Consider the following 16,709-nt stretch of genomic DNA (forward strand, 5'->3'; position numbering starts at 1 on the left):
AATCCCCATCATCCATAAGCGGATGATGGGGATTTGTTCCTAAGGCTAAAGCGCCTATAGGGAGTGTCTTATTGGTTCGATGCGATCATTTGACGCAGTACCGTTTGGAGGATACCTCCGTTATGGTAGTAATCCACGTCCACCATGCTGTCGAGACGAGCGATGGCTGGGAACTCGAATTGGGTTCCGTCTTCGCGCGTAGCGACAACCGTCAATTCCTGGCCTGGCTTCACATCGTTGCTGAGGCCCAGAATATCGAATGTCTCGCGGCCGTTCAGACCGAGGCTCTTCCAGCCGTGACCTTCCTGGAACTGGAGCGGCAGAACGCCCATGCCCACCAGGTTGGAGCGGTGGATACGCTCGAAGCTTTCAGCCAGCACAGCCTTGACGCCGAGGAGATACGTACCTTTTGCGGCCCAGTCGCGGGAGCTTCCCGTACCGTATTCTTTACCTGCGATAACGATCAGGTTCTGTCCGCCTGCTTGATAATTCATCGATGCATCATAGATGGACATCACTTCTTCCGTTGGCAGGTAAGTCGTAACGCCGCCTTCCGTACCTGGAGCGACCTGGTTACGGATCCGGATGTTAGCGAACGTACCGCGCATCATGACTTCGTGGTTACCGCGGCGGGAGCCGTAGGAGTTGAAGTCTTTGCGCTCCACGTTGCGATCGCTCAGATATTTGCCGGCAGGGCTGTTCGTTGCGATGTTGCCCGCTGGAGAGATGTGGTCCGTCGTAACGGAATCGCCCAAGAGAGCCAGCACGCGCGCTTCCTTGATGTCCTGGATGTCGTTCAGGCCGTTGCCCAGGCTTTCGAAGAACGGCGGGTTCTGAATGTAAGTGGATTGATCGTCCCACTCGTACAGCTCGCCTTCAGGCACAGGAATCTTGTTCCAACGCTCATTGGCGGTGAACACGTTCTCGTACTTGGAGCGGAATGCTTCAGGGCTGACGGACAGGCCGATCGCTTCGCGGATTTCCGCGCTCGTTGGCCAGATGTCCTTCAGATACACAGGCTCATTGTTCGGATCGTAACCGATTGGATCGTTCTGAAGATCGATGTTCACCGTGCCTGCCAGGGCGTAAGCAACAACCAGCGGCGGCGAAGCCAGGTAGTTGGCTTTGACTTGAGCATGCACGCGGCCTTCGAAGTTACGGTTACCGGACAATACGGCAGCTACCGTCATGTCGTTGTCGGCAATCGCTTCGCTCACTTCATCCGGCAATGGACCGGAGTTACCGATGCACGTTGCGCAGCCATAGCCTGCCACGTAGAAGCCAAGGGATTCCAGATAGTGCAGGAGACCGGCTTTTTCCAGGTAGTCGGTTACGACGAGGGAGCCTGGAGTCAAGCTGCTCTTCACATAGCCAGGCTTCTTCAGTCCGCGTTCAACGGCTTTCTTGGCCAGGAGGCCTGCGCCGAGCATAACGCTTGGGTTCGACGTGTTTGTACAGCTGGTGATGGCCGCGATTACAACCGCACCCGTACCCATTTCGCTGGTAGAGCCGTCTTTATGGTTAACTTTAACGGTCTCTGCGATTTTCTCGTCGCTGAGTCCATATCCGCCCTTATCGATCGGCGTACGGATGATGTCGTTAAAGTTTTGTTTCATGCTGGTAAGCTCGATACGGTCCTGCGGACGTTTCGGTCCGGCCAAGCTCGGCACAACCGAAGCCAGGTCCAGTTCGATTACGTCGGAGAACTCAGGGTCCGGCGTATCGGCCGTACGGAACATGTTTTGCGCTTTATAGTAGTTCTCCACAAGCTCAACCTGCTCATCGGAGCGGCCCGTGTTGCGAAGATAAGCCAGCGTTTCGTCGTCAACCGGGAAGAAGCCGATCGTAGCGCCATATTCCGGAGCCATGTTGGCAACCGTTGCGCGGTCAGCCAAGCTGATGTTGGCGAGGCCTGGACCGTAGAATTCTACGAATTTGCCTACGACGCCTTTCTTGCGGAGAAGCTCGGTTACCGTGAGGGCAAGGTCAGTCGCGGTAGCGCCTTCTGCCAGGCTGCCTGTCAGCTTGAAGCCGATAACTTCAGGGGTGACAAAGTACAGCGGCTGGCCGAGCATGCCGGCTTCCGCCTCGATGCCGCCGACGCCCCAGCCCACAACGCCAAGACCGTTGATCATGGTGGTATGGGAGTCCGTGCCTACGAGGGAATCAGGGAAGACCAGCGTTTCGCCGTCAACGGTCTTCGTAGCCGCAACGGAAGCCAGGTACTCCAGGTTAACCTGGTGAACGATACCTGTTCCCGGAGGAACCGCGCGGAAGTTGTTGAATGCCGTTTGAGCCCAGCGGAGGAAACGGTAACGCTCCTCGTTGCGCTCAAATTCAAGCTTCATGTTCGTTTCAAGCGCTTGGTCGGTACCAAAAGCGTCGACCATGACAGAGTGGTCGATAACGAGGTCGACCGGAACGAGCGGATTGATCTGTTTAGGATCGCCGCCGGATTTTTTTACAGTGTCGCGCATGGCTGCAAGGTCTACGACAACGGGTACGCCGGTGAAGTCCTGCAGTACGATACGGGCAGGGATAAACGGAATTTCCTTGTTGTTGTCGCGTCCTTCGTTCCACTTGGACAAGAGTTTTACGTGATCTTCGGTAATCGCGCGTCCGTCAAACTGACGAACGGCAGCTTCAAGCAGCACCCGAATGGAGAAAGGAAGCTTGGACACGCTGCCGTATCCTTGCTCTTCGAGCGCCTGCAGGCTGAAATAGCGGTAACTTTTACCGCCCACCTCTAGGTTGCGAGAGATGGAGAATTGATCCTTTGCTGGCATTGATGAACCTCCTTAAGTCATTTCATAAATCGAATAAAGACAGTTAGGGTTAAATCCTTTTCGGTTTCACTAGATGAAACCTAATTTCATAAATTGACTACTTTAAGTATAACGTTTTCAACTCCCCGCGTAAAGCATTTTTTATAGAAGAAACGCATTTCAAAAAGGTGAAAACAAGCCTGTTTTCTTACCGGAAAGCAGCCGCTGCAATCCCGCGTTTCTGCAATCTCTTGACCGAAGCTCATAGCCTGAAGATTTGCTTCATATAGTTGTGATAGGGAACGGCGTGAATGGCAAGGTTAGAGGAGGAGAGAGGATGAACAGTTTGAAGCAAGCCGAGAAGCCTTGGAAGCAAGCTCTATATATTTACGTCAATCAATATAACCAAAATCGCGTGGACTATTCCTCAGGCCTGAAAGAGCAGATTGTGGCGGACCTGAACTACCTGGTAGAGAGAGGAGAGAGGCAGTTTCGCCTGCAATCGTGGTATGCGGAGCGGGAGGCAACGCCGCTTAAGAGCGAGACCCGTGCCCGTCTTCAGCGCATCCTGAGGGAAACAGAGGATGATGTGGTCGCCGACGTGCGGCTCCACAGCGTCTTTTATTATGAAAAAAGAGGGATGACGCATCGGGAAGACACGGTTTTCAGGGAGCGGCTGACGCTGATTCGGGACGGGGATGCCTGGCTGATCGTCGGCATTGAACGTCTGCAGGATGAACGCCATCCTTTGCAAAGGGCCGACATACCGGGAGCAAGCTCGGACGCGGCCGGAAGGGAACCGTCCACTCCTTTCATGAACGGACGCGTATACGCCGCTGGCAGCAGTCCGCGGTCGGGACGTTACGAACGCGAAGCCGCGGCTGCCTATGCCGACCGTTGGTGGGATTCGGGGAATCCGGAGTTTGAGGAATTCGACGTGGATTGCACGAACTATATCTCCCAGTGCCTCTTTGCAGGCAAAGCCCCAATCCACTATACTGGTAAAAGAGAAACGGGATGGTGGTACAAGGGATACGTCAACAAACGGGAGTGGTGGAGCTACAGCTGGGCGGTGTCGAACAGCTTCGCGCATTATCTGAATGCCAGTACCACGGGGCTTCGTGCCGAGCGGGTGGAGCGTCCCGAACAGCTGATGCTGGGGGACGTCATCGTGTACGACTGGGACGGCGACGGCGCGTTTCAGCACAGCACCATCGTAACGGCGTTTGACGCGGGCGGGATGCCGCTGGTTAATGCGCATACGGTGTCAAGCCGTCACCGCTATTGGGACTACCGGGATTCCTATGCTTGGAACGATAACACCGAATACCGGTTTTACCATATTCCCGATTATTTTTAAGATGACAGCATGTCATGCTGCAATACGGACAAGAGAGAGGTTAACATGGGACAGGATAAATTGACGGTTGGTTTAGTATACGGGGGAAAATCCGGCGAGCATGAGGTGTCGCTATCCACGGCATTCGCGGTCATGAACGCTTTTGATTTTGATAAATACGAGATTGTCCCGTTTTATATTTCAAAGCAGGGAACCTGGAGAATCGGCAGCAAGATGTCGGCTCCTTTCGCCCGGCAGGAGGAATTGAAGCTGGCTGAAGGGGAAGGCACGCAAACGGCGCTGAACGCCGTGTTCAGCAGACTGTACGGGGAAGAGAATCAGGCGGTCGATATTATGTTCCCGCTGCTTCACGGGACGTTCGGCGAGGACGGGACGATCCAGGGGCTGTTCGAAATGGCGGACATCCCTTACGTGGGAACCGGCGTGCTTGCATCCGCTGCCGGGATGGACAAAGTCGTCATGAAGAAGCTCTTTGCCCAGGCAGGATTGCCGCAATGCGAGTACTGCTATTTCAACCGCACCCAGTGGGAGCGGAGCCAGCATGAAGTGCTCAAGAACATCGAGGACAAACTCGGATTCCCGAGCTTCGTCAAGCCGGCTAACCTCGGCTCGAGCGTCGGGATTTCCAAGGCCAAGAACCGGGAACAGCTGAAGGCAGCGATTGAATCCGCGCTCCGCTTCGATGACAAGATCATCGTAGAAGAGTTCGTCGATGCGCGCGAAGTGGAGGTCAGCGTGCTCGGCAATGACGAGCCGATGGCGTCCGTTCCGGGTGAAATCGTCTCTTCCAGTGAATACTATGACTACGCGGCCAAATATACGGATGGACAATCGCAGATGCAAATCCCGGCCGAGATCGACCCGGATACGGCGGATCGGCTGCGCGACCTGGCCATTGCCGCCTTCAAAGCGATTGAGGGCGGGGGCATTACCCGCGCCGACTTCTTTGTCCGCCGTTCGGACGGTGCGATACTGATCAACGAAGTGAACACGATGCCGGGCTTCACGCCGTTCAGCATGTACCCGCTCTTGTGGCGGGAGACGGGCGTTTCCTATCGCGAGCTGCTTGACCGGATGATCGAGCTGGGCCTTGAGCGGTACCATCGCAAGCAATCCCTGATTTATGAGAACCAGGCGTAAGCCGTCACAATAGGATATGAAACACCAGGGGGAGTCCGCGCTATTCATTACGGCTCCCCTTGAGTCTAATATTTTGAGATGAAAGGAAGAGACATGATATGGGATTTCAAACCGAGTTCAATTCCGTTTGTAAGTTTAAAAGCGAGCAGGAGCTCTACGAGCTGCTGGAATACGGCCGCGGCAAAATGCTGAAGGATGGGCTCCGGGTGTTTCCGACGGGACAGAAGGTCATTGCCTATACGCCGGATAACCGGGCGGTGGCCATCGTCCTGATCACCGCATGCGTATCGGAGATCAACTTCCAGGGGCGGGAGGTCACTTCGGTCGAGCTGCAGCTCATCCGCAAATTGACGGATGAGGAAGCGCGCGTACAGACCGCGCTCGCGCACGAGATGTTCTTCGGAGACCATGCATGATTGTCCGTTTCGGTTATGTGGCCATGTCCACGGTCGTGCAGAATGCTTCTCCTTCCAAGACGATGACGATGAAGAGTTTCATGAAGCTGAATGACCGTGAGGCCGGCCTGCACAAACTGGAGCGGATCGCGAATGAGAACTTACATAATACCCTTCGGCTTCTGAAGCATAATGCGGCTCACGATATCAAGGTATACCGCTTCTCGTCCAAGCTGATTCCGCTGGCCACGCATAATGACATGCGGGACTGGGACCCGTTCCCGGCTTTGCAGGAAGGCTTTCAGGCCATTGGGGAATTCGTGAAAAAACACGGGATGCGGGTTTCCTTCCATCCGGATCATTTCACGGTGTTGAGCACGCCGCGTCCCGAAGTGCTGGTTAATTCGGTTCGCGACTTGGAGTCGCACGTCCGCATGCTGCAGGCGATGGAACTGCCTGCTTCCATGAAGAATAACATTCACATCGGGGGAGCTTATGGGGACAAGCCTTCGGCAGCGGCCCGATTCGTTGAACATTTTCATGAGCTTGACCCCCGCATCAAGGAACGGCTGACCCTTGAAAATGACGATAAAACCTTTACGGCCCAGGAAACGCTGGCCGTATGCCAGCAGACCGGGCTGCCGATGGTGCTGGACATCCATCACCAGTGGGTCAATAACGACGGCGAGGCGCCCTGGGAGCTGTGGCCGGATATCCTTCGCACCTGGGAGACGCAGCTTGCGCAGGCCGATTCGGAGCCGGCGCAGCCGCTGCCGCCTAAAATTCATGTCTCCAGCCCCAAGAGCAAGACCGATATCCGCAGCCATGCGGACGGGGTGGATGTCGTGCCGCTGCTCGCTTTTTTAAGGAATATTGCCGGGGTTACGCCAAAAGTGGACGTCATGATTGAAGCGAAGATGAAGGACGGGGCCTTGTTTGACCTGATGAAGGATCTGGGAAATTATTCGGAAGAGGGCATTACCATTCTCGACGGTGCTTCCATCGAAGTGAACCCTTAACCGATAAGTTGAGCTTGTTAACACTTGCAAGTTGATGGGTTTTGGGTTACGTTGGAAGTAGCCAAACAGGGATTCCCCTCAAGATAATGACATTGGACTAAAAAGTTCGTTCTCGCCAAGCATTCAGGTGCACAGCATAGGACGGACTTTTATTGAAATAGGCGGAATTTTCGCGTGGCTGCCCTTTCGGCTACCGTAATGACGGAATAGGATGTAGAGATTCCCAAGATTACTAGATTTATATAGAAAGTAGAGTGAGTGCTTTGAACGAGAATGAAAAGATTCCTTATGTTGTCAGCAGTAAGAGCTATACCGCCGTTGCGATTAATTGCGCAGCGAAAGCGGGAGAATGGATTAAGAGCAAACTGGGCACCGTCAAGCAGCTGAGCACCAAGTCTTCGGCGCAGGATATCGTAACCGAGGTCGACAAAGGCGCGGAGCAGATGATCCGCAAGCTGATCCTGACGCATTTCCCGGATCATGCGATCCTGGGAGAAGAAGGGGTTGCCCCGGGTACGGATGCCTATGCGAAGGCGCTTGAGGAAGCCAAAGACGAAGAGTATCTTTGGATTATCGATCCTGTGGACGGCACGACGAACTATGTTCACGGATTTCCGTTTTACTCCGTATCCATCGCGCTGGCTCATCATGGAGAAGTGATTGTCGGCGTTATCTACGACCCTTCCCGGGACGAGTTGTTCGTGGCGGAAAAAGGCAAAGGGGCTTACGTTCACGGCAATCCGACCTATGTCTCCACGGAGGAACAATTGTCGGACAGCTTGCTGGCCACGGGCTTCCCGCTGGACAGCAAGGTCAACTTGCCGCTCAACATGGCGGAGCTTCAGGCGCTGCTGCCGATGGTACGCAATATAAGAGCGGGCGGTTCCGCCGCGCTTCATCTTGCTTATGTGGCGGCCGGCCGGCTGAGCGGATACTGGGAGCACGGCTTGAGTGCCTGGGACGTTGCCGCGGGCGCGCTGCTGGTTCAGGAGTCCGGCGGCAAAGTAACCGATACGGAAGGACGGCCCTACGATCTGTCGGTGCGTCATTTAGCGGCAACCAACGGGTTGATTCATCAGCGTTTTTTGGATACGCTAAAAGATGCGGGCGAGGCTTTGGTCCGCTAAACGGTCACCATCCGCAGAGAGAATGCCGTTCACTATGAACCGTTTGATAAAAGGAGTGTGCGTACGATGAATGAGAAGTCGGATCAGGATTTGGAGCGCCAGCTCAGCGAGATGTTAACGGAGGGTGAAATGGAGAAGAAGGATCGGGAGAAGGAGGAGCGCAGGCTGCTCTCTCCGAAATATGAGATCCGGATTCAGACGCAGCTCGATCCCATCGTGGAGGAGACGCTCAAATACCGCAGCATGGCAAAGGAATTGGATGACCGCTATGACAAGTATATCGATAAGGCGGTAAAGAAGGAGAAGCCTGAGGATTCAGGCGAAGACGTGTGACAGCGCTTCAAGGAATATTGCGGTATTGGAGCGTAACATCATCCTGGTTCGGTATCAGGAATGGACAGCATGAAACAGGCTGTCCATTTTTTTGTGCAGCAATCAAGATAAGACTCTTCAAGACGGTGAATGTCGGAGTCAGGATGTGCGACCTTGTCCATATAGGGGGGAGGAGAAACAATGCGGGTTCAGCTGAAGGCTTCTCATTTTTTGGCAGGATTATCAGGTGTGGGTTCCATCCTGTTGTGGTGCATACTTATCATCTTTAATCCGTATACGGACGTTATGAACTGGAGTCCGGCCCTGAATACGTTCATTATGCTCTTTCTGCCAGGCTGCTTGGCGTTGATTGCGATGGTGTATTCGTACAGAATGCTGCTGCTGATTGCTTTTGGATGGTCGATACTGCCAAGCCTGTATATGGCAGGCACGCCAGGGATATTTGCTTGGTTTGGAGTTACCTCCATAGGTTATCTATTCGCGTATCTTCTCATGAAGCCGTCTCGCCCGGCTTGATTCGGTACCATTCGCCTGATGGTGGTGGTAAAATAAGGCTGTATCAAGATATTCGACGTTAAGGGAGTGAAGTCATGTTCAAACAATGGAAGAAGGGGCTGGCGGCAGTAACCGGCAGCTTGACGCTCGCGGTGGCGCTAGTCGGACCGGGCGTTGCGCCGGCTTATGCCGATGAGGCTGCGGCTAAGAATACATATCGTATCGTAACGCTGGGGGATTCGCTGACCGTCGGGTATGAGCCGGGAATGGATCTGAACAGCAAACCGTACGGTTTTGTTGACCGGCTGTATGAGCAAGGGCTGTTCCATGGCCGGACCGAAGTCACGAATCTGGGGATCGGCGGGTTGAAGACCGACGGGCTGAACAACTACGTCAAGGCCGTCCTGGATGAACGGGCGATCACGCCGGAGGAGCTGCAGCCGGGACTCAGCAGCATCGATCCGCGGACCAAGCAGATCGGCGCCGATGCAGCAAAAGCCAAGCCGATGATCGCCGAAGCCGATCTGATCACCATTACGATCGGCGGCAATGACATGATGAGTCTTGTCAGCACCGTGGAAACGTTAAGCGATGAGCAGCTGCAAGCCAAGATGCAGGAACTGTTCCAGATCTATAAGGACAACGTGTCATCCGTCATTACGGGCCTGCATTCCCTGAATCCGGATGCCGCGATCGTAGTGGCCGACCAGTATAATCCGGTTCCCAAAATCGCCGATGACGTCGCGTACGCGAAACTGCTTGCGGCATCCGGTGAGTTCACGAAGCTGGTGGACGGGGTGGCCGGCGGTTTTGCAAGCCAGGGCGTAGACATCAAGGTAGCGCATGTCGCGAAGAAATTCGTGGGCTCCGAGCTGACGATGACCCATATCCTGAAGGATGACATCCATCCGAACCAATACGGATACGAAACGATGGCCAGCGTATTTGCCGAGACAATCTGGGGCAGCTATCAGAAACCTCCTGTTCAAAATGAGGGGCAGCCGATGCGCATAGTCGTGAAAGGGCAGGAGCTGAATACGCCTTACAAGCCGATCCTCCGCGACAACCTGAATTACGTAGCCATACAAGACATCGTGAACGCGGTGGGGGCGACTACCAAATGGGAGAATAAAACATCCAGCGCAACGATTACCTTCGGAGACCAGACGGTCGTGGTGAAGATCGGCGCCAAAACCGTTCAAGTCAACGGAACGGCCGTACCGATCGATACGCCGGCTTTTCTGCACAAGGTAGGAAAAGAGGATAAAACCTACGTGCCGCTCGCCGTGATTGCATCCGGCCTGGGCTTTGACGTTCAGTACAGTTCCAAATTGCGTACCGCATTCATCAATTTGTAATTCCAAGGGCAAGCTGCACCGGCTGGAAGGAGCCGATGCAGCTTTTTTTTGTGATTCCTCCGTGGCGGCCTACGAGAGAAGTCCTTTGTTTACCCCTCGTTATGGTCGACGGTGCGATAGAGGATCGGATGGGGATATCGCCTAAAGATTTGCACACAGGGTTGTGACGTTTTTAACATGAGATGCTCCCGGCAGGTGTTACAATACTACATCATTTCCCTTGAACGGGTGGTGTGACGTTGGCGCAGATTGGCCGCCCGCTCCGGACCGGAAAGTGGCGGATCCGTGAAATGGGCAGGGAAAGGTTTATCGAATGTCGAATCTTGGAAGAAACATAGATATGGCATTATAGGAGGATCAAGGAATGAATGGACCGATGATCATTACGTTGTCTGTTTTGGCCGTGGCATCCGTATTGTTCATGTCGGGAAAAGCGCGGTCGGATTTGGTCGCGATCGGCGTGTTGATGGTACTTATGCTAACGGACATTTTAAGTCCGGCTGAAGCCCTGTCGGGCTTTTCCAATTCGGTTGTCATCATGATGATCGGTTTGTTTGTTGTGGGGGGCGGCATTTTCCAGACCGGGCTGGCCAAGATGGCCAGCGGGAAGCTGCTGAAGCTTGGCGGAGGAAGCGAGACCCGGCTCTTGATCATGATCATGCTGGTGACGTCGCTCATCGGCGGATTCGTCAGCAATACGGGCACGGTAGCTGTGATGCTGCCCATCGTTGTCAGTCTGGCATACAGCGCGGAGATCAATCCGGGGCGGCTGCTGATGCCCCTTGCGTTTGCAAGCAGCTTGGGCGGCATGCTCACCTTGATCGGAACGCCGCCGAACCTTGTGATTCAGGAGACGCTGATTAACGCAGGGTACGAACGGTTGTCGTTTTTTGCTTTTCTGCCGATCGGCCTGGTGTGTCTGGCAACCGGGATTCTCGCGATATTGTTCCTTCGCCGTTATCTTCCCAGCAATGAAGAAGGAAGAACGGGGAACCAGGGCGGACGCTCGCTCAGGGAACTGGCCAAGCAGTATCGGCTGACCCAGAACCTGTATCGGATTCAGGTTGGAGCCGATTCCTCCATTCGCTCCAAGACGCTGCGGGAGCTGGATATTCCGGCTCGGTTCGAAATCAACATCATTGAAATCCGCCGTAAAATGTCGGCCAAGAATCAATTCTTCAAGACGATCAATCAGGAGATCGCGGGTCCCGGGACCGTGATAGAGGAAGAGGATATTCTGTACGTGAATGGTCCATTCGAGCGGGCCTCGGAGTTTGCGGAGACATACGGGCTTGTCATGCTGGACCAGGGTGTGCCCGAGCACCGTAAACATGCCGAAGAGTCGCAGTACGCCACAAGCGACGTCGGCATTGCGGAGGTGATGCTGACGCCGTCCTCGCGTCTGATCGGCCGGCTCGTCAAGCATTCGGGATTCCGCGAGAAGTATCGGGTGAACATTCTGGGCATCCAGCGTAAAGAACAGTATTTGCTGCATCATCTGAAGGAAGAGAAAATGCGCTTTGGCGACGCGCTGCTCGTGCAGGGCACGTGGAAGGACATTGCCCTGCTGGCAGCGGAGCAGACGGATGTCGTGGTGGTGGGGCAGCCTGCAGAGGAGTCGCGCAAATTGACGATGGACCACAAAGCGCCGATCGCGGCGGGGATCATGCTGCTGATGGTGATTCTGCTCGTGACGGAATGGATTCCGGCCGTGGCCTCCGTGATGATTGCCGCGGTGTTGATGGTGGTGTTCGGCTGCGTGCGCAACATGGAGGAAGCCTATAAGACGGTCAACTGGGAGAGCATCGTCCTTATTGGAGGGATGATCCCGATGTCCATTGCCATCGAGAAGACGGGAGCCGCCACGCTGATCTCGGATATGCTGGTTCATTCCCTGGGCAGCTATGGATCGCTTGCCCTGCTGGCAGGGGTGTATTTCACCACTTCGCTGCTAACGCTGTTTATCAGCAATACCGCCTGCGCGGTATTATTCGCGCCGATTGCGTTATCGGCTGCGATCCAGATGGGAGCCAGTCCGTATCCGTTTCTGTTCGCCGTTTCGATTGGGGCGAGCATGTGTTTTGCGTCCCCGTTCTCCACGCCGCCGAACGCGCTCGTCATGTCGGCAGGACGTTATAAATTCAGTCATTACGTGAAGGTCGGCCTGCCGCTTCAACTGACGATCGGGCTCGTCATGATGGCGGTACTGCCGCTGTTCTTTCCGTTTTAAAAGGGAACCGGCACCTAACACCCGCATGTTCAATCCGATGAGGATCGCGCATGCGGGTGTTATTCCATTTTGAGGGTAGATAGCGTGGAAGACGGGCGGTCAATACTCCCTCACACCTCGACAGATCGACTCCTGCCAGATGCCCCTGCCCCTTTTGCAGGAAATCGCCTGCCGCAGGGCTAATACATCCACTTAGGACATCCTGCCTAATCGTAAAAATGCGCATCATTTCCGTAGAAATGACTACGCTGATCCCACTGGATTGTTGCTATGCTTGAGAAAGCCGGAGGTGCAAGGGCCGATGAAGAACCGCTTCAAAAATCCGCTGGGCCGCATGAACATCAAACAGCAGATGATTCTGCTGTTCCTGGTGCTGGTCATTCCGTTATTCGGGCTGAACGCCTACGGGAATTCCATGGCCGGTCAAATCCTGAAGCGCCATGTGACCAATGCTTATATCGAACTGAACAAACAAAATTTCAAGCTGATTAACCGGGACATTGAAACCGTTAACAAAGTAACCTCCACGGTCATTCAAAACTCGCAGATCCAGCAGCTGGACCCCTTTGCCGAGGTTACCGTACTGGAACGCGTCAAAAATTACGAGCGGCTCGAAAAGATGCTGATTTCCTTCTCCCAAGAGACGGATGAGCGTGAACCGGTCTATTACTCGCTTTATGTGTACGACCCGGACAACAGCTACTTCTTTGCCCCGTATTACCCTGACCGCAGAAAAGCAGGGGTATATTTTTTCTCCGACGAGAAGGAGAAGCCCGCTTGGTTCGATGAAGCCGTGGCGATGAAGGGGAACGGATACCTGAAGCGCATGGCCAATCTGTCGCCGCCGGTGCAAGGGCGCCAGGATCAAGAGACTTTAAGCTATGTGCGGGCCGTTAACAATATCTATCGGGGCGGTACCATCGGTGTACTGCTGGTTACCAATTTGGACGCGCGGATCGGCGAGTCGTTATCGACGGTCTCGATTCCGGATGGGGAGCTGTATTTTACGGATTGGGACGATAATATCCTGACCTCGTCGGTACAGGGCATGGCGGGCAAGCTGGAATTGCCGCCCGAAGCGGATCCGGGCCATTCCACGATCGGCGTGATGGACGTGATCACGTCGGATTTCATCTATGTCATCGATTACAATTACGTGCTCCAGCAGAAGCTGGTTTACAAGGTGCCCGTCAAAACGCTGCTTGCCCAGCAAAGCGAGATGAAGCGCGTCATACAGGTCATTTCCGTCGCTTATTTTGCCGTGGGCCTCATTATCGTCTTTTACTTCTGGCAGTCGCTGATGACGCCGCTCCAGAAGCTGGCGCACTTCGTGAGGAGGTACGAACCGGGAAACGTCGTGCCGGAAACCCCTTATCGGCGCAGAAAAGACGAAGTCAGCGTCCTGATCTCCACGATCTATGACATGGCCCGCCGACTGAATGACCTGATCCATTACAAATACAATATGGATTTGAAGCAGAAGGAGGCGCAGCTGCAGCTGCTCTATCAGCAGATCAATCCCCACTTGCTGTACAACACCCTGGAGAGCATTTACTGGAAGAGCACGATGGAGGGCAATACCGAGTCCGCCGAAATGATCAAGGATTTATCCAAATTGATGAAGATCAGTCTCAGCCGGGGCCGGGATCTTATCACGCTTGGGGAAGAGCTTGAGCATGCGGGGGCTTATATGAATCTCCAGCTGAATCGTTATGATTATCAGTTTACGATCCGATGGGACGTTCCCGAGGCATTGCTGGCGAATCATGTGCCGAAGATCACGCTGCAGCCGCTGCTGGAGAACGCGATCATTCATGGCATTAAAAATATGGGCGAGGACGGAATGATCCGCGTATCGGGTCATCTGGAGGGTGATCGATGCCGGGTCGTCATTGAAGATAACGGCTTCCGCCCCGTGAACTACGAATCCATTCACCGGCTGCTTCATGATGATGCACCCGATCATTCGCTGGGCTACGGCATCCGCAATATTCAGGAGCGGATCCGGCTGCATTTCGGCAGCCGCTATGGGCTGCAGTATGAACCCGGGGAAGAAGGGGGAACCCGCGTGACGATCACGATACCGCGAACAGAAGCAGCAACCATTACAGCAACCGGACAGGAGGTTTCCTGATGTACAACATTTTGGTGGTAGATGACGAACCTTTGATATGTAAGGGCTTGGCAGGGCTGTTAACGTCCTCGGGCCTTGCCATCGATGGCATAACCACGGCTTACAGCGGGCAGGAAGCGCTGGACTACATACGGATGGGGGACATCGACCTGCTGGTCACCGATATCCAGATGGGCGAGATGAACGGCATTGAGCTGATGCAGCAGGCGAAGATCGTGAAGCCTTGGGTACAGACGATCATTATTTCAGCCCATGAAACATTTCAATACGCCCAGCGGGCACTTCAGCTCGGAGCCAAGGATTATTTGATCAAACCGCTGAACAGCGAGCAGTTTCTGGATTCGGTCCGCAGCGTGCTGCTCAAGATGGACCGGCCGGCGCCCCAGGTCGAGCCGCTTCTCATGGCCGATAATGAGCATTTCCGGATGGAGGAGCCGCCGTCCGAAAGAATAGAGCGGCTGAACGAGCGGCTCTCCATGGAGCCGGATCCATCGGCCACTGCCGGTCCCGACGAGTCGGAGCTGGGCCTGGTCGGCCCCTATTTTGCCGTTATCAAAATGAAACTGGGCCTGGCGGAAGATCGCAGCGCTTCTTTTTCCAGTCATGATATAAACCTGATTCAATATGCCGCGCTGAATATCGCCAAGGAGCTGCTGGAGCAGGAGCCGCACACCTTAGTGTTCTATTCGCCGGAACGGGACGTCAACATCATCCTTCAATGGAGCGAGCAGGAAATGGAGGAGAACGCCAGCGGGAAAATCCATCATCTGGAGATGATCGGCCGGAGTCTGCACCACCATGTGGAGCTGCACCTGAAACGGAGCTGTACCGTGGGCATCAGCCAAATATTGAGGGGACGGGAATTCTTGAGCGTGCTCAGCCGCCAGGCGGACAAAGCGATGCTGTGGAGCGAGCAGCTGCATGATTTCCATGTCTTTTATTACGGGGATTTCAATTGGCACAATTATGCCCAGGAGACGTCGCAGGAGGTGCTTTCGAGCCAGAGCAACCGGATCGTGGAGAATACGAGGCAATATATCGACGAGCATTACCGCCAGAAGGGATTGACCATTCATGATGTAGCGAAGAACAATCACGTGAGCCCCAACTATTTGAGTTACCTGTTCAAAAAATATACCGGCAGCAGCCTTTGGGAGTATGTGGTGAAGCTACGAATGGAGGAGAGCAGGGCATTGATCCTGAACACGGATCTCCGCCGGTACGAGATAGCCGAGCGGGTGGGGTATGAATCCCCGGAGCATTTCAGCAAAATCTTCAAAAAATACTACGGCGTCAGCCCAAGCGAGCTAAAGAAGTAAGATCCGTCATACTTCACATAGTTTTAGACATGTTCGAAGGCTCCCCGGCTTTTTTACAATAAAAGCTAGACATTGAATAAAGGAATGAGGGAGTCGGATGGAAGAAACGATCATGTCACAAGGCCAGGCTCTGGTCAAGCCCGGCCGCCGCGCCGGGAAGGAGCATAAGCGCAAGCCGCTGTGGAGGAAGTATGTATGGGGGTATTTGTTCCTTGTCCCGGCCATAGCGATCTTTATCGTCTTTTTATGGGTGCCGATTTTCAAAGGGATCTTTTACAGCTTTTTTCATATCGATTTCGTAAAAGGCAATACCTTCGTCGGGTTCGATAATTATGCCAACGTTCTGAGCAATCCCGACCTGCTGCTATCGGTCAGAAATACATTGTATTTCATGCTGTTAACGCTTGTCATCGGCTTCTGGGTGCCCATCGCCGCATCCATTGCCATCTCGGAGCTGAAGCTGTTTCAAGGGTTCGCCCGGATTGCCGCGTATCTCCCGTTTGTCGTGCCCGGGGTCGTGCTCTACGGCATGTGGCGATGGATGTACGATCCGGTGGGCCCGGTCAATGCGTTGTTCGGCTTCTTCGGGGCAGAGCCGGTATCGTTCATATCGGATAGCCGCTTCTCGATGGTATCGCTGGTCGTCATGGAGACATGGCAGCAATTCGGCTCGGCGATGCTGATCTATCTGGCCGGAGTGCTGAGCATACCGAAGGATTGGTATGAAGCCGCCGAAATCGACGGTGCCGGCGTGTGGGCCCGGATTAAATACATCACGCTTCCCTCGATGCGCAACCTGATTGTGCTCATGCTGATTTTGCAGCTGATCGGCACGTCACAGGCGTATCAATCGCAGCTGGCGATGCTGGACGGCGGACCGAACAAGGCCACGCTCACCTATGCGCTCCTTACCGTAAAATATGCGTTTAACCAACTGGATTACGGGGCCGGAACCGCGATGGGCATCTTGATGTTCCTTGTGCTGAGTTTGCTGGGCATCCTGCAATTCAAGATGAACAGGGAGGAGTACTAGG

General features: G+C 54.2%; 13 protein-coding genes. 12 read left to right on the plus strand and 1 reads right to left on the minus strand.

The genetic code is table 11. The features are described 5' to 3' along the window. Positions 1 to 68: 68 nt before the first annotated feature. A complete protein-coding gene (acnA, locus tag GYMC10_RS04320; protein ID WP_012819028.1) occupies positions 69 to 2,786 on the minus strand; it encodes an aconitate hydratase AcnA in 2,718 nt (905 codons plus the stop codon). A 316-nt stretch (positions 2,787 to 3,102) separates the two neighbouring features. Here acnA and GYMC10_RS04325 point away from each other — a divergent pair, with 316 nt between their 5' ends. The 12 genes from GYMC10_RS04325 to GYMC10_RS04380 all read left to right on the plus strand — a co-directional run bounded on the left by GYMC10_RS04325 (position 3,103) and on the right by GYMC10_RS04380 (position 16,708). Next, positions 3,103 to 4,125 (plus strand): amidase domain-containing protein, encoded by a 1,023-nt coding sequence (locus tag GYMC10_RS04325; RefSeq protein WP_012819029.1) that lies wholly within the window; start codon positions 3,103 to 3,105, stop codon positions 4,123 to 4,125. Positions 4,126 to 4,170: 45 nt separating this feature from the next. After that, positions 4,171 to 5,265, plus strand: a complete 1,095-nt coding sequence (locus tag GYMC10_RS04330) for a D-alanine--D-alanine ligase (RefSeq protein WP_012819030.1) — start codon at positions 4,171 to 4,173, stop codon at positions 5,263 to 5,265. A gap of 98 nt (positions 5,266 to 5,363) precedes the next feature. Continuing rightward, positions 5,364 to 5,681, plus strand: a complete 318-nt coding sequence (locus tag GYMC10_RS04335; protein ID WP_009591113.1) for a hypothetical protein — start codon at positions 5,364 to 5,366, stop codon at positions 5,679 to 5,681. Then, entirely contained in the window at positions 5,678 to 6,679 is a 1,002-nt protein-coding gene (gene uvsE / locus GYMC10_RS04340) for a UV DNA damage repair endonuclease UvsE (protein ID WP_012819031.1), read from the plus strand. Before GYMC10_RS04335 ends, uvsE begins: the two co-directional genes overlap by 4 nt. Before the next feature lie 263 nt (positions 6,680 to 6,942). Further along, complete coding sequence (locus GYMC10_RS04345; protein ID WP_012819032.1) at positions 6,943 to 7,806, plus strand: inositol monophosphatase family protein; 864 nt, start codon at positions 6,943 to 6,945, stop codon at positions 7,804 to 7,806. 66 nt (positions 7,807 to 7,872) lie between these two features. Continuing rightward, positions 7,873 to 8,139 carry a hypothetical protein gene (locus tag GYMC10_RS04350; protein WP_012819033.1) on the plus strand — a complete coding sequence of 89 codons (267 nt, stop codon included), beginning with the start codon at positions 7,873 to 7,875 and terminating at the stop codon, positions 8,137 to 8,139. 180 nt (positions 8,140 to 8,319) lie between these two features. After that, on the plus strand, positions 8,320 to 8,655 hold the full coding sequence (locus GYMC10_RS04355) for a hypothetical protein (protein ID WP_012819034.1): 336 nt from the start codon (positions 8,320 to 8,322) through the stop codon (positions 8,653 to 8,655). Between the two features lie 74 nt (positions 8,656 to 8,729). Then, complete coding sequence (locus GYMC10_RS04360; protein ID WP_012819035.1) at positions 8,730 to 9,992, plus strand: stalk domain-containing protein; 1,263 nt, start codon at positions 8,730 to 8,732, stop codon at positions 9,990 to 9,992. A gap of 364 nt (positions 9,993 to 10,356) precedes the next feature. Next, positions 10,357 to 12,222 carry an SLC13 family permease gene (locus GYMC10_RS04365; protein WP_012819036.1) on the plus strand — a complete coding sequence of 622 codons (1,866 nt, stop codon included), beginning with the start codon at positions 10,357 to 10,359 and terminating at the stop codon, positions 12,220 to 12,222. A 301-nt stretch (positions 12,223 to 12,523) separates the two neighbouring features. Further along, positions 12,524 to 14,356, plus strand: a complete 1,833-nt coding sequence (locus GYMC10_RS04370; RefSeq protein ID WP_012819037.1) for a histidine kinase — start codon at positions 12,524 to 12,526, stop codon at positions 14,354 to 14,356. Further along, positions 14,356 to 15,675 carry a response regulator gene (locus GYMC10_RS04375; protein ID WP_012819038.1) on the plus strand — a complete coding sequence of 440 codons (1,320 nt, stop codon included), beginning with the start codon at positions 14,356 to 14,358 and terminating at the stop codon, positions 15,673 to 15,675. The genes GYMC10_RS04370 and GYMC10_RS04375 overlap by 1 nt, the downstream gene beginning before the upstream one ends. 97 nt (positions 15,676 to 15,772) lie before the next feature. Beyond that, on the plus strand, positions 15,773 to 16,708 hold the full coding sequence (locus GYMC10_RS04380; protein ID WP_012819039.1) for a carbohydrate ABC transporter permease: 936 nt from the start codon (positions 15,773 to 15,775) through the stop codon (positions 16,706 to 16,708). Position 16,709: the final 1 nt, after the last annotated feature.

This window comes from Paenibacillus sp. Y412MC10 (genome assembly GCF_000024685.1).
GTDB lineage: Bacteria > Bacillota > Bacilli > Paenibacillales > Paenibacillaceae > Paenibacillus_AQ > Paenibacillus_AQ lautus_A.

What these genes read in the sequence shown, in the direction of transcription:
- acnA (WP_012819028.1), bottom strand. Translation starts at nt 2,786, where the DNA reads ATGCCAGCAAAGGATCAATTCTCCATCTCTCGCAACCTAGAGGTGGGC.
- GYMC10_RS04325 (WP_012819029.1), top strand. Translation starts at nt 3,103, where the DNA reads ATGAACAGTTTGAAGCAAGCCGAGAAGCCTTGGAAGCAAGCTCTATAT.
- GYMC10_RS04330 (WP_012819030.1), top strand. Translation starts at nt 4,171, where the DNA reads ATGGGACAGGATAAATTGACGGTTGGTTTAGTATACGGGGGAAAATCC.
- GYMC10_RS04335 (WP_009591113.1), top strand. Translation starts at nt 5,364, where the DNA reads ATGGGATTTCAAACCGAGTTCAATTCCGTTTGTAAGTTTAAAAGCGAG.
- uvsE (WP_012819031.1), top strand. Translation starts at nt 5,678, where the DNA reads ATGATTGTCCGTTTCGGTTATGTGGCCATGTCCACGGTCGTGCAGAAT.
- GYMC10_RS04350 (WP_012819033.1), top strand. Translation starts at nt 7,873, where the DNA reads ATGAATGAGAAGTCGGATCAGGATTTGGAGCGCCAGCTCAGCGAGATG.
- GYMC10_RS04355 (WP_012819034.1), top strand. Translation starts at nt 8,320, where the DNA reads ATGCGGGTTCAGCTGAAGGCTTCTCATTTTTTGGCAGGATTATCAGGT.
- GYMC10_RS04360 (WP_012819035.1), top strand. Translation starts at nt 8,730, where the DNA reads ATGTTCAAACAATGGAAGAAGGGGCTGGCGGCAGTAACCGGCAGCTTG.
- GYMC10_RS04365 (WP_012819036.1), top strand. Translation starts at nt 10,357, where the DNA reads ATGAATGGACCGATGATCATTACGTTGTCTGTTTTGGCCGTGGCATCC.
- GYMC10_RS04370 (WP_012819037.1), top strand. Translation starts at nt 12,524, where the DNA reads ATGAAGAACCGCTTCAAAAATCCGCTGGGCCGCATGAACATCAAACAG.
- GYMC10_RS04375 (WP_012819038.1), top strand. Translation starts at nt 14,356, where the DNA reads ATGTACAACATTTTGGTGGTAGATGACGAACCTTTGATATGTAAGGGC.
- GYMC10_RS04380 (WP_012819039.1), top strand. Translation starts at nt 15,773, where the DNA reads ATGGAAGAAACGATCATGTCACAAGGCCAGGCTCTGGTCAAGCCCGGC.